General features: G+C 71.6%; 23 protein-coding genes and 1 pseudogene. 9 read left to right on the top strand and 15 right to left on the bottom strand.

Annotated features, from left to right (window positions below; translation table 11 throughout):
• The 4 genes from RM445_RS18625 to RM445_RS18610 are packed head-to-tail and all read left to right on the top strand — an operon-like array spanning nt 1 to nt 2,722.
• Nucleotides 1–372 carry a transglutaminase N-terminal domain-containing protein gene (locus tag RM445_RS18625; protein WP_311557903.1) on the top strand — a complete coding sequence of 124 codons (372 nt, stop codon included), beginning with the start codon at nt 1–3 and terminating at the stop codon, nt 370–372.
• Nucleotides 373–386: 14 nt separating this feature from the next.
• A complete protein-coding gene (locus tag RM445_RS18620) occupies nt 387–842 on the top strand; it encodes a transglutaminase-like domain-containing protein (protein WP_311557901.1) in 456 nt (151 codons plus the stop codon).
• Between the two features lie 49 nt (nt 843–891).
• Nucleotides 892–1,707 (top strand): TSUP family transporter, encoded by an 816-nt coding sequence (locus tag RM445_RS18615; RefSeq protein WP_311557900.1) that lies wholly within the window; start codon nt 892–894, stop codon nt 1,705–1,707.
• Between the two features lie 22 nt (nt 1,708–1,729).
• Nucleotides 1,730–2,722 (top strand): Gfo/Idh/MocA family protein, encoded by a 993-nt coding sequence (locus tag RM445_RS18610; protein WP_311557898.1) that lies wholly within the window; start codon nt 1,730–1,732, stop codon nt 2,720–2,722.
• 52 nt (nt 2,723–2,774) lie between these two features.
• Here RM445_RS18610 and RM445_RS18605 read toward each other — a convergent pair whose 3' ends face one another.
• Nucleotides 2,775–3,617, bottom strand: a complete 843-nt coding sequence (locus RM445_RS18605) for a hypothetical protein (protein WP_311557897.1) — start codon at nt 3,615–3,617, stop codon at nt 2,775–2,777.
• A gap of 167 nt (nt 3,618–3,784) precedes the next feature.
• Here RM445_RS18605 and lepA point away from each other — a divergent pair, with 167 nt between their 5' ends.
• Genes lepA through RM445_RS18590 form a run of 3 tightly spaced genes read left to right on the top strand, consistent with a single transcriptional unit; the run spans nt 3,785 to nt 7,041 of the window.
• Nucleotides 3,785–5,653, top strand: coding sequence for a translation elongation factor 4 (gene lepA, locus RM445_RS18600; RefSeq protein WP_311557895.1), 1,869 nt, complete (start codon nt 3,785–3,787; stop codon nt 5,651–5,653).
• Between the two features lie 53 nt (nt 5,654–5,706).
• Nucleotides 5,707–6,285: a Uma2 family endonuclease gene (locus RM445_RS18595; protein WP_311557893.1), complete on the top strand. Its 579-nt coding sequence runs from the start codon at nt 5,707–5,709 to the stop codon at nt 6,283–6,285.
• 42 nt (nt 6,286–6,327) lie between these two features.
• A complete protein-coding gene (locus RM445_RS18590; protein WP_311557891.1) occupies nt 6,328–7,041 on the top strand; it encodes an MOSC domain-containing protein in 714 nt (237 codons plus the stop codon).
• Nucleotides 7,042–7,116: 75 nt separating this feature from the next.
• On the opposite strand, the gene RM445_RS18585 is transcribed toward RM445_RS18590, so the two are convergent.
• Nucleotides 7,117–7,473 carry a MarR family winged helix-turn-helix transcriptional regulator gene (locus tag RM445_RS18585; protein WP_311558051.1) on the bottom strand — a complete coding sequence of 119 codons (357 nt, stop codon included), beginning with the start codon at nt 7,471–7,473 and terminating at the stop codon, nt 7,117–7,119.
• Between the two features lie 199 nt (nt 7,474–7,672).
• A pseudogene (locus RM445_RS18580) lies at nt 7,673–8,473 on the bottom strand (quinone oxidoreductase family protein).
• 43 nt (nt 8,474–8,516) lie between these two features.
• On the opposite strand from RM445_RS18580, the gene RM445_RS18575 reads away from it, so the two are divergent.
• Nucleotides 8,517–8,726, top strand: a complete 210-nt coding sequence (locus RM445_RS18575; protein WP_311557890.1) for a hypothetical protein — start codon at nt 8,517–8,519, stop codon at nt 8,724–8,726.
• A gap of 18 nt (nt 8,727–8,744) precedes the next feature.
• Here the strand turns inward: RM445_RS18575 and RM445_RS18570 are convergent, their stop codons facing one another.
• The 4 genes from RM445_RS18570 to RM445_RS18555 form a co-directional block, all read right to left on the bottom strand.
• Entirely contained in the window at nt 8,745–9,407 is a 663-nt protein-coding gene (locus tag RM445_RS18570) for a DUF1707 SHOCT-like domain-containing protein (RefSeq protein WP_311557889.1), read from the bottom strand.
• Nucleotides 9,404–10,258: an NAD-dependent protein deacetylase gene (locus RM445_RS18565; RefSeq protein ID WP_397469357.1), complete on the bottom strand. Its 855-nt coding sequence runs from the start codon at nt 10,256–10,258 to the stop codon at nt 9,404–9,406. Before RM445_RS18565 ends, RM445_RS18570 begins: the two co-directional genes overlap by 4 nt.
• A gap of 130 nt (nt 10,259–10,388) precedes the next feature.
• Nucleotides 10,389–12,620, bottom strand: coding sequence for an ABC transporter ATP-binding protein (locus RM445_RS18560; protein ID WP_311557887.1), 2,232 nt, complete (start codon nt 12,618–12,620; stop codon nt 10,389–10,391).
• 70 nt (nt 12,621–12,690) lie between these two features.
• Nucleotides 12,691–12,864, bottom strand: coding sequence for a hypothetical protein (locus RM445_RS18555; RefSeq protein WP_311557885.1), 174 nt, complete (start codon nt 12,862–12,864; stop codon nt 12,691–12,693).
• A gap of 413 nt (nt 12,865–13,277) precedes the next feature.
• Between RM445_RS18555 and RM445_RS18550 the strand changes: the two genes are divergently transcribed.
• The gene (locus RM445_RS18550) at nt 13,278–15,221 is read left to right on the top strand and encodes an FAD/NAD(P)-binding protein (protein WP_311557884.1); all 1,944 of its coding nucleotides are present in this window, start codon (nt 13,278–13,280) and stop codon (nt 15,219–15,221) included.
• Between the two features lie 4 nt (nt 15,222–15,225).
• Here RM445_RS18550 and RM445_RS18545 read toward each other — a convergent pair whose 3' ends face one another.
• The 8 genes from RM445_RS18545 to RM445_RS18510 all read right to left on the bottom strand — a co-directional run bounded on the left by RM445_RS18545 (nt 15,226) and on the right by RM445_RS18510 (nt 20,137).
• Complete coding sequence (locus RM445_RS18545) at nt 15,226–15,783, bottom strand: hypothetical protein (RefSeq protein ID WP_311557883.1); 558 nt, start codon at nt 15,781–15,783, stop codon at nt 15,226–15,228.
• A gap of 172 nt (nt 15,784–15,955) precedes the next feature.
• Nucleotides 15,956–16,180 (bottom strand): hypothetical protein, encoded by a 225-nt coding sequence (locus RM445_RS18540; protein WP_311557882.1) that lies wholly within the window; start codon nt 16,178–16,180, stop codon nt 15,956–15,958.
• A gap of 108 nt (nt 16,181–16,288) precedes the next feature.
• Nucleotides 16,289–16,786, bottom strand: coding sequence for a putative sulfate exporter family transporter (locus RM445_RS18535; protein WP_311557880.1), 498 nt, complete (start codon nt 16,784–16,786; stop codon nt 16,289–16,291).
• The gene (locus RM445_RS18530; RefSeq protein ID WP_311557878.1) at nt 16,786–16,953 is read right to left on the bottom strand and encodes a hypothetical protein; all 168 of its coding nucleotides are present in this window, start codon (nt 16,951–16,953) and stop codon (nt 16,786–16,788) included. Before RM445_RS18530 ends, RM445_RS18535 begins: the two co-directional genes overlap by 1 nt.
• Before the next feature lie 121 nt (nt 16,954–17,074).
• Nucleotides 17,075–17,197 carry a hypothetical protein gene (locus RM445_RS18525; protein WP_311557876.1) on the bottom strand — a complete coding sequence of 41 codons (123 nt, stop codon included), beginning with the start codon at nt 17,195–17,197 and terminating at the stop codon, nt 17,075–17,077.
• Between the two features lie 106 nt (nt 17,198–17,303).
• On the bottom strand, nt 17,304–18,242 hold the full coding sequence (locus RM445_RS18520) for an ABC transporter permease (RefSeq protein ID WP_311557874.1): 939 nt from the start codon (nt 18,240–18,242) through the stop codon (nt 17,304–17,306).
• A complete protein-coding gene (locus RM445_RS18515) occupies nt 18,232–19,029 on the bottom strand; it encodes an ABC transporter ATP-binding protein (protein WP_311557872.1) in 798 nt (265 codons plus the stop codon). Before RM445_RS18515 ends, RM445_RS18520 begins: the two co-directional genes overlap by 11 nt.
• A 4-nt stretch (nt 19,030–19,033) precedes the next feature.
• Nucleotides 19,034–20,137: an ABC transporter substrate-binding protein gene (locus RM445_RS18510; RefSeq protein WP_311557870.1), complete on the bottom strand. Its 1,104-nt coding sequence runs from the start codon at nt 20,135–20,137 to the stop codon at nt 19,034–19,036.
• Nucleotides 20,138–20,160 lie beyond the last annotated feature (23 nt).

Genomic DNA, 20,160 nt, shown 5'->3' with positions numbered 1-20,160 from the left:
ATGGGCTGGCGCATCCGAGTCGTGCACTCGACGGGCTACCGCTACGACGCCCCGGTGCACCAGTCCTACAACGAGGTCCGGCTGACCCCCCGCACCGACGCCCGGCAGAACGTCATCGTCAGCCGCGTGGAGACCACTCCGGCCACGCGGCTCTACCGGTACTCCGACTACTGGGGCACCGCGGTCACCGCGTTCGACCTGCACGCCCCGCACAAGGAGCTGGCCGTCATCGCGACCTCGGTGATCGAGACGGGCGACCCGCAGCCGCCGGTGGAGAGTGCGACGTGGGACGACCTGCGCGGCGACGACGTGCGCGACCGGCACACCGAGATGCTGGAGTTCACCGGCTACGTCGCCGGGACAAGGAGCTGACGAAGGTCGCGCGGGTGCTCCGCAAGGAACCGACGCCCGTCAGCGCGGTGCACTCCGCCTGCCGCTGGGTGCACGACCACCTCACCTACCAGCCCGGCTCCACCGGCGTGCACACCTCGGCCCTGGAGGCGTGGGAGGCGGGCAAGGGGGTGTGCCAGGACTACGTGCACCTGACCCTGCTCCTGCTGCGCGAGGCGGGCATTCCGGCGCGGTACGTCTCGGGCTACCTCCTGCCGAGGAAGGATGTCGAGGTCCGGCAGACGGTGACGGGGGAGAGCCACGCCTGGGTCGAGGCCTGGACCGGGGGCTGGTGGGGCTACGACCCCACGAACCTCATCGAGATCGGCCAGCGGCACGTGTGGGTGGCCAGCGGGCGTGACTACGCGGACGTCCCGCCGATCAAGGGCGTCTACTCTGGCGGCACCGCCTCGGCCCTCGACGTCTCGGTGGACATGACCCGGCTGGCCTGAGTCGCGCGCTCGTCTTCCTCGACCACCAGGGCCCGTAGGGTGCTCCCACGTGATCGACACCTTGACCACCCCGCTGACGTGGCCCGGCTTCGGCGGGGTCACCGTGCTCGCGCTGCTGGCGCTCTGCGTCGCGTCGCTGCTCGCGGGCGCGGTCGACGCGATCGTCGGCGGGGGCGGGTTGGTGCAGCTCTCGGCGCTGCTGATCGTGCTGCCCGGGGGTGAGGCGATCTTCTCCGTCGCGACGAACAAGCTGGCGAGCGTCGTCGGCACGGCGTCGGCAGCGGTGACGTTCGCCCGCCGGGTGCCGATCGACCGCCGCCACGTCGCGCCCATGGCCGTCGCGGCGTTCGTCGGCGCGATCGGTGGGGCGCTGCTCGCCGCGGCACTGCCGTCACGGGTGCTGACCGTCGTCGTGCTGGTCGCGTTGGTCGGCGTCGGGCTCTACACGTGGCGGCGCCCGGAGCTCGGTGCCGTGCACGCCCCGCGCTTCCCGCGCCGCACGCAGGGCGTGGTCATGGGCATCGGGGGAGCGGCGATCGGGTTCTACGACGGCCTGGCGGGCCCGGGCACGGGCTCGTTCCTCGTGTTCCTGCTGGTGGGGCTGGTCGGGTTCGCCTTCCTGCAGGCTTCGGCGACGGCGAAGGTGGTCAACACCGCCACGAACCTCGGCGCCCTGGTCTTCTTCCTGCCCGCCGGCGTCGTGCTGCTCGGGCTCGGCGCCGTGCTGGCCGTCGCGAACCTGGCCGGGGCGGTGGTCGGCGCCCGGCTGGCCGTCGAGCGCGGGTCGGCCTTCGTCCGGCGGGTGTTCCTCGTGGTGGTGGCGGTACTGGTCGTGACGCTGGCGGTCCGTCTCGCGGCGGGGTGACGTCATCGGCCAGGATCACCGCATGGACACGGTGCGCTGGGGGATCGTCGGGCCAGGACGGATCGCGGACAAGGTGGTGCGCGACCTCCCGCTGGTCGAGGGCGCGACCGGGGTGGCGGTCGCCTCCCGGTCGGCGGACCGCGCCGCGGCCTTCGCCTCCCGCCACGACATCCCCCGCACCCACGACTCCTACCGCGCGATCGTCGACGACCCGGACGTCGACGTCCTCTACATCGCGACGCCGCATCCCCAGCACCGCGCCGTGGCCCTCGCCGCGCTCCGCGCCGGGAAGGCGGTGCTGGTCGAGAAGGCGTTCACGGTGACGCCAGAGGCGACCCGCGAGATCGCCGCGCTCGCGTCGGAGAACGGCGTGTTCGCGATGGAGGCGATGTGGACGCGCTTCCAACCGGCGATCGTGCGGATGCGCGAGCTGATCGCCGACGGAGCAGTCGGTGAGGTGCGGACGCTGCAGGTCGACCTCGGGGTCCGCAACCCGCTCGACCCGGACGATCGGTTCGTCGCCCCGGAGCTCGGCGGTGGCGCGCTGTTCGACCTGACCGTCTACCCGATCTCGTTCGCGCAGATGGTGCTGGGCAACCCGACCGCCGTCACCGCGTACGGCACGCTGCTGCCGCGCGGGATCGACGTCGAGGAGACCGTCCTGCTCGGCTTCGACGGCGGACGCACCGCCGCGCTGACCGCCACCCTGCGGTGTGCGACCCCCGGGCAGGCCCGCGTCTTCGGCACCGACGGCTGGATCGACGTGCTCCCGCGCTTCCACCACCCGGACACGATCGTGCTGCACCGCCATGGCCACGACCCGCAGGAGATCACGCTCCCGGCGACCGGTGGTGGCTACTTCCACGAGTTGATCGAGGTCACCGAGTGCGTGCGGGCCGGCCGCCCGGAGAGCGCCACCATGCCGCTCGCGGACACCGTCGCGGTGCAGGACGTCATGGCCGAGGTCGCCCGGCAGCTCGGGATGGCTCCGTTGGAGGGGCCGGCGGACCTGTAGAACACGCACGGCCCCGGCCGTCGGGCCGGGGCCGTGCGGTGGCGGGAGTGTGTCAGAGGGCGTCGGCGGCGGCCCGGTCCACGCGGCGGTGGAAGCTCTCGCCGGCCTTGCCGCCGAGCACCGCGGCCAGCAGCGTGCCGAGCACCGCGACGGCGACGAGGATCATCCCGGTGACGGTCACGTCCGCGAAACTCGCAGGCAGGGCCGGCAGCGAGACGCGGGTCAGCACGTCGTACTGCGCGCCCACGAACGCGGCGACCACGGTCAGGACGATCGTGGCGACCACACCGACGACCCACGAGAGGAAGCCGTTGCGGGCGCCGTCGAAGCGCGCCAGGCGGCCCGCGACGTACCCGCCCGCGTAGTAGGCGACGATCAGGACTGCCACCGTGACGACGGTGCCGGTGGTGGGGTCCGCGCCGATCGCCGCGGCCACGGCTCCGGCGAGCACGCCGAGCAGAACGGTGAGGCCGACGGCGACGAGCCAGCCGAAGAACGCCGACCCGAGCTTGCTGCCGCCGTAGCGCTCGTGCTGCAGCGCGCGGGCGTCGGCGAGGACACCGCGGCCCGTGTAGTGCTGCTGCAGGGCACCGGTGGCGGCCGGCTCGGCGGTGCCCGCGGCCAAGGTCGGGGCCGTGCGCACGCTCGCCCTGTCGGCGGCCACAGTGAGACCGCGATCGCCGTCGGCGGCGGCGCCGTCCAGCGGGACCATCCGTCGCCCGCCGAACGTGGACTTCACGACGCCCCATCCTCCTGGCGAGGCTCCGTCGCCCGGGAGCACCTCGACCAGCCTGCCCAGCTTGCTGCCGTCGCGACCGCGCACCGTGCGGCCCGTCCAGCTCGTGCCGCCTGCCGAATCTGCGTCGCCGCCGGCGACCGGCTCCGTCTGCGTCATGTGATCCGCACCTCCCTCGTTCGAGTGCCCGATCCACCGATCGAGGAAACGGATCATCGACGCGGCCGTCCCCGTCGAGGGCAGGTGGTCGCTCGCCTGGCTGTGATCGGAGCGGCGCGGCGGTCGTGGGACGATGGAGGTGTCCCGACCTGAATGGAACCACCTACGTGACGTCGTTCGCCGACAAGACCTTCACCCCGCCGGCGCGGATCCGGAACTTCTGCATCATCGCCCACATCGACCACGGCAAGTCGACGCTGGCCGACCGCATGCTGCAGCTCACCGGCGTCGTCGAGGCGCGCGACATGCGCGCTCAGTACCTCGACCGCATGGACATCGAGCGCGAGCGCGGGATCACGATCAAGGCGCAGAACGTCCGGCTGCCGTGGAAGGTCACCCGGGAGGACGGCTCCAGCGAGGAGATCGTCCTGCACCTCATCGACACCCCCGGGCACGTCGACTTCACCTACGAGGTGAGCCGCGCGCTGGAGGCGTGCGAGGGTGCGGTGCTGCTGGTCGACGCCGCGCAGGGCATCGAGGCGCAGACGCTGGCGAACCTCTACCTGGCGCTCGAGAAGGACCTGACGATCATCCCGGTCCTCAACAAGATCGACCTGCCTGCCGCGGACCCCGACCGCTACGCCGCGGAGATCGCGCACGTCATCGGCTGCGACCCGGGCGACGTGCTGCGGGTCAGCGCGAAGACCGGCGTCGGCGTCAAGGAGCTGCTCGACGAGGTCGTGCTCCGCGTCCCGGCTCCCGTCGGCGACGCCGACGCGCCGGCCCGGGCGATGATCTTCGACTCGGTCTACGACACCTACCGCGGCGTCGTCACCTACATCCGCGTCGTCGACGGGCGGATCACGCCCCGCGAGCGGATCAAGATGATGTCCACGGGGACCACGCACGAGCTGCTCGAGGTGGGCATCGTCTCGCCGGAGCCCAAGCCGTCGCGGGGCCTGGGGGTGGGTGAGGTCGGCTACCTCATCACCGGGGTGAAGGACGTCCGCCAGTCCAAGGTCGGCGACACGATCACGAGCCAGCGCCACGGCGCCACCGAGCCGCTCACCGGCTACCGGGAGCCGCGGCCGATGGTCTACTCGGGCCTCTATCCCGTCGACGGCTCGGAGTACCCGGACCTGCGCGAGGCGCTCGACAAGCTGCAGCTCAACGACGCCGCGCTCACCTACGAGCCGGAGACGTCCGCTGCGCTCGGCTTCGGGTTCCGCTGCGGCTTCCTCGGCCTGTTGCACCTGGAGATCACCCGCGACCGCCTCGAGCGGGAGGCGGGGCTCGACCTCATCTCGACGGCGCCGAACGTCGTCTACCGGGTCGTGCTCGACAGCCAGGACAAGGATGGGGCGAAGGAGCTGACCGTCACCAACCCGTCGGACTGGCCGTCGGGCAAGGTCGCCCAGATCTTCGAGCCGGTCGTCAAGGTGACGATCCTGGCGCCGTCGGAGTTCATCGGCGCGATCATGGAGCTGTGCCAGAGCCGCCGCGGGCAGCTCGGCGGCATGGACTACCTGTCCGAGACCCGTGTCGAGCTGCGCTACACGATGCCGCTCGCCGAGATCATCTTTGACTTCTTCGACGCCCTGAAGTCGCGCACCCGCGGGTACGCGTCGCTGGACTACGAGGAGGCGGGGGAGCAGGAGTCGGACCTGGTGAAGGTCGACATCCTGCTGCAGGGCGAGCCCGTCGACGCGTTCTCCGCGATCCGGCACAAGGACGCGGCGTTCTCCTACGGCACGACGATGGCCACCAAGCTGCGCGAGCTGATCCCGCGCCAGCAGTTCGAGGTGCCGATCCAGGCCGCGATCGGGTCGCGGATCATCGCGCGCGAGAACATCCGTGCGATCCGCAAGGACGTGCTCGCGAAGTGCTACGGCGGCGACATCACGCGCAAGCGCAAGCTGCTGGAGAAGCAGAAGGAGGGCAAGAAGCGGATGAAGACCATCGGGCGGGTCGAGGTCCCGCAGGAAGCCTTCGTCGCGGCGCTGTCCACCGACTCGTCGGGCGAGAAGAAGAAGTAGGGAACCGCGACGGCTCCTCCTCCGTCTGTACCGCGTGCAACGGAGGAGGGACCATGAGTGTCATGACGAGCGTCATCCCGCACGGGCGCCCCTTCACGGTCGACGACCTCGAGGGCATGCCGGATGACGGCAACCGGTACGAGCTCATCGACGGGATGCTGCTGGTGAGCCCGGCGCCCGACTGGCCGCACCAGGAGATGGGCGCGGAGCTGTTCTTCCAACTGCGCCTGCGCTTCCCGCCGGGCGTGCGAGTCCTGACGGCACCGTTCGCGGTGCGGACGGGGACCGACAGCGAGGTTCAACCCGACGTGCTCGTCGCGCGGTTCGCCGACTTGAACCGGCGCAGCAAGAACCTGCCCGTCGCTCCACTGCTTGCCGTCGAGGTGCTGTCGCCCAGCACACGTCTCAAGGACCTCAACCTCAAGAAGGCGCACTACGAGCGGATCGGGGTCGCGTCGTACTGGATCCTCGACCCGCAGGAGCCGGGCTCGCTCACCGTGTTCGAGCTCGACGACGAGGGCTGCTACCGGCAGATCGCGCACGTGGAGGGCGACGAAGAGTTCGTCGCCACCAGTCCGTTCCAGGTCACGATCGTCCCGGCCCGCCTACTCGACGGGCTGAGACCGGGCTGAACCCGCGTGCGCCCGGCGGGTGCTGACGGGCAGCATGGGCCCATGGAGTCGGGCAGGGTCGTGTCGGTCAACCTGGCGGTGGTCCGCACCGACCCCTTCACTCGCGTCAAGAGCGGCCGCTCCGGCATCGACAAGCGGCCCGCCTACCACCCGGTGCGCCTGGAGATCGGCGGCGTCGACGGCGACACGATCTGCGACACGAAGAACCACGGCGGCCCGGAGCAGGCTGTCTACGCCTACGCCGTCGAGGACCTCGACTTCTGGACCGCGGAGCTCCAGCGGACAGAGACCGATCCGGCCACGACGCGTCCACCCCGCGCTCCGCACGAGGCGGCCGCCCCGCGCCGGATCAAGCCGGGCAACCTGGGGGAGAACCTCACGCTGGCCGGGATCGACTGTTCGCACGCCGTGGTCGGCGAGCGGTGGCAGGTCGGCGACGCGGTGCTGCGGGTGACGGGACCGCGGACACCGTGCCGGGTGTTCTCGGGCTTCCTCGACGTGCCGGACCTGATCAAGCGGTTCTTCGCCGCCGGACGGCCCGGGGCCTACCTCGCCGTGGAGCAGCCGGCCGCGGTGTCGGCCGGCGACCCGGTGACGGTGCTGGACCGCCCGGAGCACGGGGTCACGGTGGCGGATCTTCTGGCCGCGACCGCCGGACATCGCGAGCTGGTGCCCCGGATCGCACAGGCACGGGAGCACCTCGGTCCGCGGGGACGCGAGTGGCTCGACACGGTGCTGGCAGCAGCGGGCCGCTGAGGGGTCGACACACGGAGAGGTCGAAGGCTGAGGTCGGGAGCCGGGGAGCTCGGGGAGTCTCGGGGGAGGGGGAGATCAGGCGGAGCCGGAGGGGCGCCGGGCCAACGCCTCGAGGAGTTCGGCGAGCTGGGCCCGCTCGGGGGTGTGCGCGGAGCCGAGGGCGGCGCCGATCTTGCGCTCGACCCGCCCGCACACGCGCTCGATCACGGCCCGGCCATTCGCGGCCAGGTGTACGAGTACGCGACGCCGGTCCACCGGGTCGGTCCGGCGCGATGCGAAGCCCGAATCGACGAGCTTGTCGACGACCCGCGTGGCGGTCGGCGCCGGTAGCGCGGTGTGCGAGGCGATCTCGCCCATGCTGCGTCCGCCGCCTCTGGCGAGCATCAGCAGTACGCGCCAGCCATCTCGGCTGACACCTTCAGCGGCCGTCACCGGTACCAACGCGGCGGCCACTGCACGGTCCACCCGGTCGAGAAGCTCGACCAGGCCCGTCACTCTCGGCGTCGGGACGTAGACCGACCCCGACGCCGTTCGACTAGATGGCTCAGACACGGTGACCGACTGTACTTGCTGATGCCCTGAAACGCCGCACCCGAATGTGGGGTGGGTGAGCGAACGGGTGGTGATGGTCTCAGTGCGTGAACACTATCTTTCCGCCGGTTTCTCCCGCCGCGAGGGCCCGGAAACCTTCCTCGGCCTGTTCGAGGGGCAGTTCCAGCCCGATCTGCGGGGCGATCCCGGCGTTCGTGACGAAGGTCAGGAGGTTGGTCAGCTCGGCCCGCGTGCCCATCGTCGCGCCGATGACCTGCAGCTGGAGGAAGAACAGTCGCTGCAGGTCGGCACCGGGGTCAGGCCCGCTCGTGGCGCCCGAGACGACGATCACGCCGCCCGGCTTCAACGCGCGCATCGAGTGCGCCCACGTCGCGTCGCCCACGGTTTCGAACACAGCGTCCACGCGCTCCGGCAGCCGCTCCCCGCTGGGATAGGTGGCGTGCGCACCGAGCTTGCTCGCGAGCGCCCGCTTCTCCTCTGTGCGTCCTGTCACCCACACCTGCAGGCCGGCGGCGCGCCCGAGCTGGATCAGCGCGGTCGACACGCCGCCTGACGCACCCTGGACGAACATGGTCTGCCCCGGCCGCAGACCGTACTTGACGAAGAGCATGCGGTAGGCCGTCAGCCACGCGGTGCCCATCACCGCGGCCTGGGCGGCGGTGAGCCCTGTCGGGCGCCCCGTCGCAGCCCAGGATCATCGGGAACTGCTCGCGCTTGATGCCGACCCCGCGCAACGTCCACAGGTCGTGCATGTTCAGGCTGGCGGCCTCGACGCGGACGGCGACCGAGCCGTCGGGCACCTCGGGATCGGGACGCTCCCCGACGACGAGGGCGTCCAGGGGGCGTCGGGGTTCGGCTCGGCGGCGTAGACGGCGAACATGCAGCGAACCTCGCCGCACCACGACGGCTCTACGATGTGACTCGTGCTGCGGGAGGTCGCGAACAGCTGGGACGCCGTCGAGCTGTGGGTGACGCAGCTGGCGTTCCCGTTCCAGGTCGTGCTCGCGGTGCTGGTCGTGTTGCCGCTGTGCTGGGGGGTGGCGGGGTTGCTCGACCGCGCCGTCGACGCCGTCGTCCTGCTGGGCGCGCGGCGCCGCCCGTCCCGGCACCGCTCCCGCGCCCATCGACCCTGACCGGACGGGCGGCTCGGGTCAGTCGTCGTCGTCCCCGTCGCGACCACTGTCGCGGTCCTGGTTGCGCTCGCTCTGCCGGACGATGTCGACGCTGCCGAACGCGCCCCGCGCGTCCACGACGACGTCGCGCGTGCCGGTACCGTCGCAGGCTGCATCGCAGTCCGTGCTCCCGAACAGCAGCGTGCCGTCGGTCGTGACCCGCGCGTCGTCGGGCACCACGACCTCGACGCTGCCGAAGGCCACGCCCACCTCGATGTCCGGGTTCTGCGGCGTCGCCTGCACCACCCGGCTGCTGAAGATCGCGGTGGCGTCGTCGGCGGCGACCACCCGGCCGCCGGTGAGCAGCGCGACGGCGACCAGGGTCACGCCTACCGCACGGCCCACGGAGCTCTTCCGCCCCGAGGTGCGCGACTCGCGCACCGCGGGCGGCGCCGGCTCGCCCTCGGGACGGGGGTCGGGCAGATCGCGCGTGAGCGCGTCCAGTTCGCTGCGCGTCCGCGCCGCCCAGCACGCCGCCACCCGCTCGTCGTACTCGCCGAAAGTCAGCACGCCGTCGTCGTGGGCCTGCCGCAGGTGGGCATCCACCTCTCGGCGCTCGCGATCGCCGATTCGCTTCTCGGGGGGCTGCCCGGACGGCGACGTGTCCACGTCGTCCATCGTGTCGGGTTCGGCCGACGTCACGCCACGGTGTTCGCCAACGCGGCGAGAGTCTCCGAACAGCCGGCGTCGACCAGCGCCGCCGCGAGGTCGTCGCCGCGCGTCGTGCCCCGGTTGACGATGACGACGGGGACACCGAGCCGGTGCGCGTGCCGGACGAACCGCAGCCCGGAGAGCACGGTGAGCGAGCTACCGGCGACGAGCAGTGCGCCGTCGTCGTCCGCGAGCGAGTCGACCAGCGCGAACGCCTGAGCCACGCGGTCGCGCGGCACGTTCTCCCCGAAGAACACGACGTCCGGCTTCAGCACACCGCCACAACCCGTGCACTCCGCGAGCCGGAAGTTCGCGACCTCGGTGAGCACGGCGTCGCCGTCCGGTGCCGTCTCCACCTGGGCACCGGCGGCCTCGATGAAGCCGGGGTTGAGCTCGCTCAGCCGCTGTTGCAGCTCGTCGCGGGCGCTGATCCGGCGGCAGCCGAGGCAGACGACGTCCGCGATGCGGCCGTGCAGGTCGATCACGGCGTCGCTGCCGGCGGCGCGGTGCAGACCGTCGACGTTCTGTGTGATCACGCCGCGCAGCACCTCGGCGGCCTCCAGGGAGGCGAGCGCCCGGTGGCCACGGTTGGGCAGGGCGCGGGCCATGCGGGCCCAGCCGACGTGGCTGCGCGCCCAGTAGCGGCGTTGTGCGGCCGGCCCGGAGACGAACTCGGTGTAGGTCATCGGCTTGCGCGGGGGCGACGACGGCCCCCGGTAGTCCGGGATGCCGGAGTCGGTCGACAGGCCGGCGCCGGTCAGGGCGACGAGCGGACGGTCGGCGAGGACGTCGAGGGCGGCGTCGATCGCGTCCACCCCGGGCCGCACGGGCGAGAGCACCACGCATCCAGCCTACGGGCGCCTCGGCGATGCCGCGCCCGGTCGAACCGCGTTCGCGCTGCTCCGGGCAGGTGATCGCCGCGATCGTCGCCGCAGGGTCGTCGGTACAGCCGCCGGGCGACGGTCGCGGCGATCACGGCCGGAACACCGGCTGCGGCACGGCGTCGTCGGCGACGTCGCGGGCCACCGCCGCGTGCCGTCCCGACTCGGCGGAACGGGTGGCCTGCACCGGGAACGGGTGCGGTGTCGCGGAGTGGCGCCGTGGCCCTTTCCGCGGTCCGGGGCCGACGAGGGGCAGGCGGATCCGGAGGGTCGGCGGGTCCGGATCGAACCAGTTGGCGGACGTCTCGGGCGCGGTGGCCGGGGCGGCGGCCGCGTGGGCGGGATGAGCGACGGGCGCCGCGGGTTGCGGTGTGTCCGCCCGGTGCCGCGGCATGGCTTCGGATCTCGGCGCCGGAGAAGGCCGGGGATCGGGCGCCGCGAGGACGGGCCCGTGATGACGGCCCATGGAGCGCGGGCCGGTGGTGTCCGTCTGCGGCGCCGCAGCGTCGGGATGGTGCAGCCGGTAGAGCCGAGCGTAGCCGGTGCTGCGGGCCAGCAGCTCGTCATGGGTGCCGACGGCGGTGATCCGGCCGTCCTCGAGGAAGACGATCCGGTCGGCGTCGGTCACCGTCAGCAGGTTGTGAGAGATCATCAACGTCGTCCGGCCGTCCATCAGCCGGCGCAGCGGGGCGAGGACGCGTTCACTCGACTCGGCGTCGAGGCCCGTGGTCGGCTCGTCCAGGAGCAGCACCGGGGCGTCGCGGATCATCGCCCGCGCGATCGCCAGCCGCTGCCGCTGGCCGCCCGACAGCAGGCGACCCCGCTGCCCGACCCGTGTGGCGTACCCGTCGGGGAGGTCCTGGACGAACCGGTGGACGTCCGCGGCGCGGGCGGCCTGCTCGATCTCGTGGTCCGTGGCCTCGGGCCGTCCCCAGCGGATGTTGTCGGCGATCGTGCCGTCGAAGACGAGGGTCTCCTGCAGCACGGCGGCGACGTTGCGACGGAGATCGGACAGGCTGACGTCGCGGATGTCGTGTCCGTCGAGGGTGATGCGCCCCTGGTCGGGGTCGTAGAAGCGCAGCAGCAGCTTGGTGAGCGTCGTCTTGCCCGCCCCGCTGGCCCCGACCACGGCGATCTTCTCGCCGGGGGTGATCCGCAGGTCGATCCCGCTCAGCGCGGGCCGCTCGGTCTCGGGGTAGGTGAACGTGACCTGCTGCAGGGCGAGTGTGCCGGCAGCACGGTGCAGCGGCGTGGGGTCGGCGCGGTCGACGACGGCCGGTTCCTGGTCGAGCATTTCGATGATCCGCTCGGCGCCGGCCTTCGCCGACGACATCTCGTTCCACAGGCCGCCGAACCCGGCGACCGGCCCGTACAGCTGACTGAGGTAGGCGACGAAGACCAGGAGTTCGCCGAGGGTGACGCGGCCATTGGCCAGCTCCCATACGGCCAGACCCATCACCAGGAGCACGCCGACGACCTCGACGACGTTGCTGAGTGGTCCGAACAGCGCCTCCAGCCGGGTGGCGATCATCTGCGCCGAGAAGGCGCCCTGGTTCTCGCGCCGGTACCGGGCGGTCTCGTCGGTCTGGCGGTCGTAGGCCTGGACGAGCGCCAGGTTGCTCAGGCTCTCCTCGGCGACAGCACTGATCGAGCCGGAGCGGCGCCGCAGTTCGCGGGCGGACGTCTGGATGCGTCGCGACAGCACGCGCGCGATGAGCAGGAATCCAGGGGCTGCGACGAACGCGGCGAGCGCCAGCCGCCAGTCCAGGTAGAACAGCATCCCGGTGAACAGCAGGATCTGGAAGGCGTAGGTCAGGGCCATGTTGACGCCGGTCAGGACCAGCGTCTCGATCTCGCTCACGTCGCCGCCGAGGCGGGACATGATGTCGCCGAGCTGGCGGCGTTCGAAGAAGCCGAGCGAGAGTCGTTGCAGGTGGGCGAACAGCTCGACCCGCAAATTGAGTACGAAACGCTCACCGACCCATGCGGTGAGGAACTCATCGATCCAGCTCACCACGCCCTCGGCGAGGGTGAGGGCGAGATAGAGCGCGGCGATCATCGGGAACAGTCGGAAATCGTGCGGAGTCAGCACGTCGTCGACGAGGACTTTGTACAAATAGATGCTTGCCGTACTGATGGCCGGAACGGCGCCCGTGAGCAGCAGGCTCAATACCATGCGCCCGCGGAAATCGCGGGTGTGGGGCCAGAAGCGACGGAAGATGGCGCGAAGCGGCACGGTTGGCGCGAGCTCCACGAGGTTCTCGTCCTCGTCGCTCCCGTCGTACTCCGGAGCGTCCCGAGAGGTACCCGTGATCGCGTTCATGCTTGTGTTGCCTCTCTACCTGCGAGAAGCCCCGCCCGTGCGTGACGGGCGGGGCTTCTCGCGAACTAGCTCAGGGCTGGTGGTGGTGGTGGTGGCCGCCGCCGCCACCGTGGCCGCGCCAGGGTCCCTTCGAACGGCACTTCTTGCCCTTGTCCTCGCCGTGATGCTCGCGACGGCGGTCGCACTTCGACTTGCGCGGCTCGTGGCAGTTCTCGCGGCGCTTCTCGGTCTTGCAGCGGGCCATGGTCATCCTCCGCTTGTCGTTGTGCGGCACCGGCTTTGGTGTCGCATGCCTTGTATTTCGCTCACGGCGCCGATTCGTTTCACGGTTTTCGTTGCTTCATTCCGACAGCGCAGTGGGTCACTCTCTCGGATCAGCGGCGTAATCGGAGAGTGATCACGGCACGGTCACGAACCGGACATCACCGACGGCGACAGCGACAAACAGGACGTCGACTTCAGCCGATTTGCCGGGCACATGTAGCGCACCTTTTCGCGGCCCGGGGCGTTTGACCTCGGCCGACGACCCTCGGCCGGAGCCGGTCGCGCCGCGCTGTGACGGCTGCCTCGGATGCCACACGAGGCCGGCGGAGCGGAATCCAGCCGTCCGAGCCGGCGTTACCCACTGGAGACACGCCGGAGGGCCGAGAGGGAGTCATGACCGTCGACCGCGCCGCGATCGCCATCGTCGGCGCGGGCCCGCGTGGGGCCGGGCTGCTGGAACGGATCGCCGCGAGCGTGCCCGAGCTGTTGCCGCAGGTCGGCTTCGGTGCCGCGCTCGACGTTCACCTCATCGATCCCTACCCGGCGGGCGCCGGGCGCATCTGGCGGCACGCCCAGTCGCCACTGCTCGCGATGAACTCGATGGCCGCGGACGTCACGATGTTCACCGACGAGTCGGTGCGCTGCGACGGACCGATCGTCACCGGGCCGTCGATGTGGGACTGGGCCCAGGACCTCCGCGAGGGCCGCCTCGCCGGGGAGAGTGCCGACGACCTCGGGCCCGAGCTCGCAGCCGAGCTGGACGCCCTCACCGCGGGGACGTTCCCCAGCCGGCGCCTGCAGAGCGCCTACCTGGGCTGGGTGCTGCGCCACGTGCAGGCGGAGCTGCCGGACGGGGTCCGCGTGCAGGTTCACGAGTGCCGCGCCACGGGGCTCTCGGACGACGGCCGCGCCCAGCTCGTCCACCTCGACGGTGATACCACGCTGCGGGTGGATGCCGTCGTCCTCGCCTCCGGACACCTCGACGCCACCCCGACCGACGCCGAGCTCGACCTCGCCGCACAGGCAGCGGCGGCCGGGCTGCGCTACCTCCCGCCGGAGCAGACCACCGACAGCGACCTGTCGGTCATCGAGCCCGGCGAGCCGGTGATCGTGCGCGGGACCGGACTGGCGTTCGTCGACCTGGTCGTGCTGCTGTTCGAGGGCCGTGGCGGCCGGTTCGAGCTGGACCCCGAGCGGGGTGGGCGCGAGCTGCGGTACGTGCCGTCCGGCCGGGAGCCGGTTCTGCACGTGGGGTCGCCGCGGGGTTCGCTCTACCACGCCAAGACCGAGTACGCGCTGCGCGGCGGCCGCCCGCAGCTCCCTCGTTTCCTCGGTCCGGAGGCCGTCGATCCCCTGGTGCAGCGGGGCGGAGTGGACCTGCGCGCCGAGGTGTGGCCGTTGATGGCGAAGGAGATCGCCTGGGGCTGGTACCACGAGCTGCTGCACGGACACCCCGATCGCGTCGTCCTCGACGCCGACACCTTCACCGCGCGGTACGCGGCCGCCGACTGGGGCTCGCCCGAGCTTGCGGCGCTGCTGGACGAAGCGGTGCCCGACCCGCGTGACCACATCGACTTCGCCGCGCTGGACCGCCCGCTCGCCGGCGTGGGCGCCGGCTCGCTCGAGGCGTTGCAGCCACTGGTGCGGGCGCACATCGAGGAGGACCTGCGCCAGCACGTCGACCCGGCGCACACCCCGCACCTCGGCGCGTTCGTCGCGATGCTGTCGGTGTACGCCCAGGTCACGCCACTGGTCACCGACGGTGCGCTGACCGCCCGCTCCAAAGCCCGCGACATCGGGTGGTGGCAGGGATTCTTCAACGCGGTCGCGAGCGGGCCGCCGGGGTTCCGGGTTCGGCAGCTGCTGGCGCTGTCCCGTGCCGGGTTCGTGCAGTTCCTGGGGCCCGGGATGTGGACCGAGGTCGACGGCGACCGGTTCCGGGCGGGGAGCGCTGCGGTGCCCGGTGAGTCCGTGACGGCGACGGTCATGGTCGACGCCCGGCTGCAGGCACCCAGTGCCTCGCGGACGACGGACCCGTTGCTCGCCGGCTTGATGTGCAGCGGTGCGGCGTCGGAGGAGGTCCTCGTCGACGACGACGGCACCGTCGTGCGCAACACGGGGGAGATCCGCGTCCGCCCGGCGGACGGCGCGCTCGTCGACGCGGCCGGCCGGGTGCACGCGAGGCGGTTCGCGATCGGTCCGCACACCAACGTGCGCGTGGCAGGGGCGTTCACCCGGCCGGGGACGAACGCGCAGAGCCTGCGCTACAACGACGCCGTGGCGCGGGCCGTGCTGCGCAGCCTGCCCGTCGCGGCGCGGGCCTCGTCGGCCGCCTGACCGGCTACTGCACCGCCGCCAGGACCTTGTCGAACGATCCTTCCAACTCCTTCGCGGTCTCTTGGTCGGCGGCGACGTAGTACACCTCCACCACCCGGTCGTTGTCGCCGAGGAGTGCTTCGGGCAGGAACTGGCTCGTGCAGACGCGCGCGCCCGTCGCCACGGAGGAGTCGGTCGCCGTGCCCCCGTTGCGGCTGCACGACGCCTCGAACTCGGTCCGCACCTTCTCCGCGTCGGCACCCTCCGCTGTGTCCACGCGCAGGACCAGCGGGTCGCCGCCTTGCTGCGGTCGGTCGTCGCTGGTGAGGACGCACACGTCGGCCTTGACGCCGGGCAGGGTCTCCAGCTCGTGGTCGGGTTCGGTCGTGCGCAGCGCCCAGGTCATCCCGGTAGCGGAGGAGAGGGCTTCGGCGCTGAGCGGGCAGCCGCTCTCGTCGGGCTCCGCCCCCGAGGCGGTGGGTGCGGGCGGGGGAGCGGCGGGCTGGACCGCGGCCGGGGAGCTGCCGCATCCGGTGACACCGAGGACGAGAGTGGCTGCAGCGATCAGAACAGCGGTACGCACGGTCACTCCCCATGGCGGCACGCACGGCCGTCCGTCGACGGCGGAGCCTCTCATCCTCGGACCGGGCCGGGTGATCTCGTGATCAAAGCGTTCCCCGTCCGACGACGAGAGCGGGCCCGGACCGCGGCCGGGTTGGCCAGGCGATCCGGGCCCGGGGGGAGGGGCTCGTGTCCTAGCCTGCGCGGCGCAGTGACGGGTGCCGGTGCAGCGCGCTGCGCGCCATCGCCAGCTGGTGGGCGACCTCCGCGGCGATCAACTCCGCGTGCAGCTCGATGTGCTCGTCGTGCAGCGCCAGCGCGCGGTGCCGCATGACGAGCTTGTCGAGTGCCTCGAGCAGCTCGTCGGCGATCGAGCGGCGGAGGTTGTCGCGGGTGGGGGCGGGAAGCGGACGGGTCATGGTGTGCTCCTCTTCGGGTGGGATCGGGACGGCCGGATCGCGGCCGCCCGACATCGATCACCGGTGGCGGTGCCGGACGGAGCGGGGGTGGACCGCTCCGCCTGGTTCTCAGGCAGCAGGGAAGCCGCTGAACAGCAGCGTCGCCAGCAGGAGGCCGACGAGCAGGTTGACGACCGTCGCTCCGGCGAACACCCCGACCGGCCGCGAGCCCGCCTCGCACAGCGGCGCGACGCGGAACTCCAGCCCGATCGAGACGAAAGCCAGGATGAGGAACAACGTCCGCAGGTCGTTCACGGTCGCGATCACGGGCTTCGCCGCAGCGGCGCCCACCGCCGTCACGTAGAGGGTGCCCACGACCGACGTGACGAGGAAGCCCAGCACGAACTTCGGGAACCGCTCCCAGAGCAGCTTCGCCGACGGCCGGGGCGACGTCGCCGAGCGCTCGACGCGGACCGCGAAGTAGGCCGTCAGCGCGACCGCGACGACGCCGAGCAGCGCGTTCTGGGTCGTCTTCACGGCGAGAGCCACGACGACGGCCACGCCTGCCAGGGCGAGGCGGGCAGGCGACCGGGTCTCGGTGTGTCGGGTGTCGATGTCCTCGCTCATCACGGCACCAGCCAGCCGGGCAGCAGGCCCGTCAGGACGAGCGCCAGCAGGAGCAGGCCGACGACTGTCGCCGCCCAGTCCTCGTTGAGCGCAAGACGGCGAGCGGCGGTGACGGCGGAGTCCGGCGGGTCGGCCGGGGAGGGGGAAACGGGGGTCGGTTCGCTCATGGCGATGTGTTCCGTTCGCTGAAGACCCGTCCGGGCGAGGACGGGGAAGGCCGGGGGACGGCAGGGCCGCCCCCGCGCACGACGCACTCAGGGCGTCACGGCACGGGGCGACCGGCAGGGATCAGCGACAGAACTCGTCGTAGGCGTCAAAGCGGCGCGAGGGCCAGAACTGCTCGAGGTCGAACCGCGTACCCCGACGAGCACCGAAGGCGAAGGCGCCGTCACGGAGCGGGGTCGGGTGCACGACTCCATCGTGGGCGCTCAGGCGCCCCGAATCAACGGTGCTCCCACGAGCCGGGCGGCCCGGAGAATGTCCGGACCGTCCGGGCTGTGCGGGGCCGCGGCCCCGCTCAGGTGGTGAGCGCCAGCCCGCGTGCACGGAGCACCCGCCGCTCGACCGGCCGGAACACGAGAAGCTCGATGCCGATGCCGACGACCAGGATCAGGAAGATGGCGGCGATCACCGCCGGCATGTCGTTGAAGTCGCTGCCCTCCTTGAGGAAGGCACCGAGGCCGAAGCCCAGGAGTGGACCGGCGGCGATGATCTCGGCAGCCATCAGTGAACGCCACGAGAACGCCCAGCCCTGCTTACAGCCCGCGAGGTAACCGGGCAGTGCAGCGGGCAACAGGATGTGCCGGGCGGCGGAAAGGCCGCGTGCGCCGAGGACCTGGCCGACCCGCGGCAGGATCGGCGGGATCTGGTCGATACCGGCAACCAGTCCGTTCGCGATCGACGGGATCGAGCCCGCGAGCACGACGAAGTAGATCGTGGCGTCGGTCAGGCCGAACCACAGCACCGCGGCCGGGACCCAGGCCACGGACGGCAGGCTCTGCAGGCCGGACAGCAGCGGCCCGATCGCGGCGCGAACCACGCGGACCTTCGCGACCAGCAGGCCCAGCGGCGTCGCGATGATGAGCGCCACGGCGAAACCGATGAACGCGCGGCTGACCGAGGTCCAGAGGATCGACCAGACGCTCCCGTCCGCCACGGTCTTGGCGAAGGCGTGCCACACGTCGATCGGAGCCGGCAACTTGTACTCGTCGGTGATCGCCGATGCCCAGACGGCCTGCCACGCCAGCAGGAACACGACCAGTGCGACCAGCGGCGGCAAGCCGGTCGAAACGGCCCGCCTCCACCAGGGACGGGTGGTCGTCGTCGGGGTGTCGAGCGCGTCCAGACCGGCCACGGCCGCTGCGGCGTCCTCCAGCACTGCCGTCGCGGCCGGGCTCGTCAGGAGGTTCTCGTCGGTGCCTCGTCCGGTGTGCAGAGGTGTCGGCTCAGGCGGCATGGCTGGTGATGACCTGTCGGAGTCGTCCGGTGATCTCTGTGTGAAGGTCGGTGTGCAGCTCCATCGGGCCGTCTCCGACCCGCCACTCGCGGACGACCGTGCCCGGCCGCGACGACAGCAGCACCACCCGCTGGGCCAGCCGGATCGCCTCCCGGACGTCGTGGGTGACGAACAGGATGGTGGTACCGGTGGCCTGCCACACCCGCAGCAGCTCGGTCTGCAGGACGTCGCGGGTGATGGCGTCAAGAGCCGCGAACGGTTCGTCCATGAGCAGCATCCCGGGACGGCCCTCGGCCTCCCCGACGGCTGTCGTGGCGGCGAGAGCCCGGGCCAGCGACACGCGCTGGCGCATGCCGCCCGACAGCTCGTGCGGCCGCTTGTCGCCCTGTCCCTCAAGCCGCACGAGCGCGAGCAGCTCGTCCGCGCGGATCCGGCGCTCGCGGCGGCCCTGCCCCGCGAGCTGCAGAGCCAGCTCGATGTTGCGGCGCGCGGTGAGCCAGGGAAGCAGCGCGGCCTCCTGGAACATGAAGGACGGACGTGCGGTGCCGACCTGCAGCTCGCCGACGGTGGGCGCGTCCAGGTCCGCCACGAGGTTGAGCAGGGTCGACTTGCCGCAGCCCGAGGCCCCCAGCAGGCAGACGAACTCGCCCGGCTGCACCTGCAGGTCGATGTTGCGCAGGGCGGTGACGGCTCCCGAGCCGGCGCCGAAGGTCTTGCCGACGCCGCGCAGGGTGAGTGCGGGAGCCCCGGTCCGGTTGGCGTCGGTCCGTTCGATGGTCGAGGTCATCGGGTCATCCCTGAGCCTTGTCGAGTCCGGCGGCGTCCACCGTCGGCTTGCCCGCGGCGGTCAGCACGTTGTTCAGCGGAGCCACGTCGACGAACCCGGCCAGGTTCGTCTCCTTCTCCGAGATCCCGGCCGTGACGCTGTCCTTGGCCAGCTGGGGGAAGGTCGCCGCGAGCGGGTCGCTCCCGAATGACAGCTCCGTGAAGGCCCTGTCGAGCACCGCGGGTGCCAGCGAGGAGTTCGTGAGCTGCTTGATCGCGTCGTTGGTAACGGTCTTCGCCTGGTCGGGCTGGCCGGAGGCGAAGTCGATCGACTTCTGCTCGGCACGCAGCAGTGCCTCGACGGTCTGTGGGTGCTCCTGGAGGAACGCCGTGCGGACGATCAGCACGGTGGTCGGGAACTGGCCGTCCGGCCACAGGGACTTCTCGTCGACGAGGACCTTCGCGCCGGCGTCGACCAGCCGCGAGCTCCAGGGCTCGGGCAGCCAGCCCCCCGCGACCTCGCCGGACTTGAACAGGTCCAGCGTGCGGGGGTTGTCGATGTTCTGGACGGTCACCGCATCGGGGCCAGTGCCGTTCGTGAGGTTGTTCGCCGTGAGCCACTTCTTGAACGCGATGTCCTGCGTGTTGCCGGCCTGCGGCGTCGCGACGATCTTCCCCTTGAGCTGTTCGGGAGAGGTGATGTCGGGAGCGACCACGAGCTGCGCGCCGCCGGAGGTCGACCCGGCGATCAGCCGGACCGCTTCGCCGTTGCTCTTGGCGAAGGCGTTGATCGCCGGACCGGATCCGATGAAGCCGGCGTCCAGCGAACCGCCCAGCAGTGCCGAGACCTCCTCGGGCCCGGCGTTGAAGGTCTGGGTGGTGAGCTTGGTGGAGCCCAGCTCCTGCTGGAAGTAGCCGTTCGTCACCCCGATCAGCGCCGGAGCGTGGGTGATGTTCGGGAAGTAGCCGAGGCGCAGCTCTGCGGCGGGGGAGCCCGCGGCGGAGGCACCCGCACCCGCCGAAGGAGCCGTGGGAGCGTCTTCCCGCCGGGAGCAGGCCGACAGCGCCAGCACGGCGACGAACGCGAGGACCAGTGCCGAGCGGAGGCGGGGCAGGGAGGGGCGGTGCATGGTGGTTCCTTGGGTGTTCGGGA

It is taken from the genome of Pseudonocardia charpentierae (assembly GCF_031845345.1).
Taxonomy (GTDB): Bacteria; Actinomycetota; Actinomycetes; order Mycobacteriales; family Pseudonocardiaceae; genus Pseudonocardia; species Pseudonocardia charpentierae.
This window is presented reverse-complemented; position numbering and strand designations above follow the sequence as displayed.

Coding starts and splice junctions, on each gene's coding strand:
- RM445_RS18625 (WP_311557903.1), top strand. CDS start 1: ATGGGCTGGCGCATCCGAGTCGTGCACTCGACGGGCTACCGCTACGAC.
- RM445_RS18610 (WP_311557898.1), top strand. CDS start 1,730: ATGGACACGGTGCGCTGGGGGATCGTCGGGCCAGGACGGATCGCGGAC.
- RM445_RS18605 (WP_311557897.1), bottom strand. CDS start 3,617: ATGACGCAGACGGAGCCGGTCGCCGGCGGCGACGCAGATTCGGCAGGC.
- RM445_RS18595 (WP_311557893.1), top strand. CDS start 5,707: ATGAGTGTCATGACGAGCGTCATCCCGCACGGGCGCCCCTTCACGGTC.
- RM445_RS18590 (WP_311557891.1), top strand. CDS start 6,328: ATGGAGTCGGGCAGGGTCGTGTCGGTCAACCTGGCGGTGGTCCGCACC.
- RM445_RS18560 (WP_311557887.1), bottom strand. CDS start 12,620: ATGAACGCGATCACGGGTACCTCTCGGGACGCTCCGGAGTACGACGGG.
- RM445_RS18555 (WP_311557885.1), bottom strand. CDS start 12,864: ATGGCCCGCTGCAAGACCGAGAAGCGCCGCGAGAACTGCCACGAGCCG.
- RM445_RS18550 (WP_311557884.1), top strand. CDS start 13,278: ATGACCGTCGACCGCGCCGCGATCGCCATCGTCGGCGCGGGCCCGCGT.
- RM445_RS18540 (WP_311557882.1), bottom strand. CDS start 16,180: ATGACCCGTCCGCTTCCCGCCCCCACCCGCGACAACCTCCGCCGCTCG.
- RM445_RS18535 (WP_311557880.1), bottom strand. CDS start 16,786: ATGAGCGAGGACATCGACACCCGACACACCGAGACCCGGTCGCCTGCC.
- RM445_RS18530 (WP_311557878.1), bottom strand. CDS start 16,953: ATGAGCGAACCGACCCCCGTTTCCCCCTCCCCGGCCGACCCGCCGGAC.
- RM445_RS18520 (WP_311557874.1), bottom strand. CDS start 18,242: ATGCCGCCTGAGCCGACACCTCTGCACACCGGACGAGGCACCGACGAG.
- RM445_RS18515 (WP_311557872.1), bottom strand. CDS start 19,029: ATGACCTCGACCATCGAACGGACCGACGCCAACCGGACCGGGGCTCCC.
- RM445_RS18510 (WP_311557870.1), bottom strand. CDS start 20,137: ATGCACCGCCCCTCCCTGCCCCGCCTCCGCTCGGCACTGGTCCTCGCG.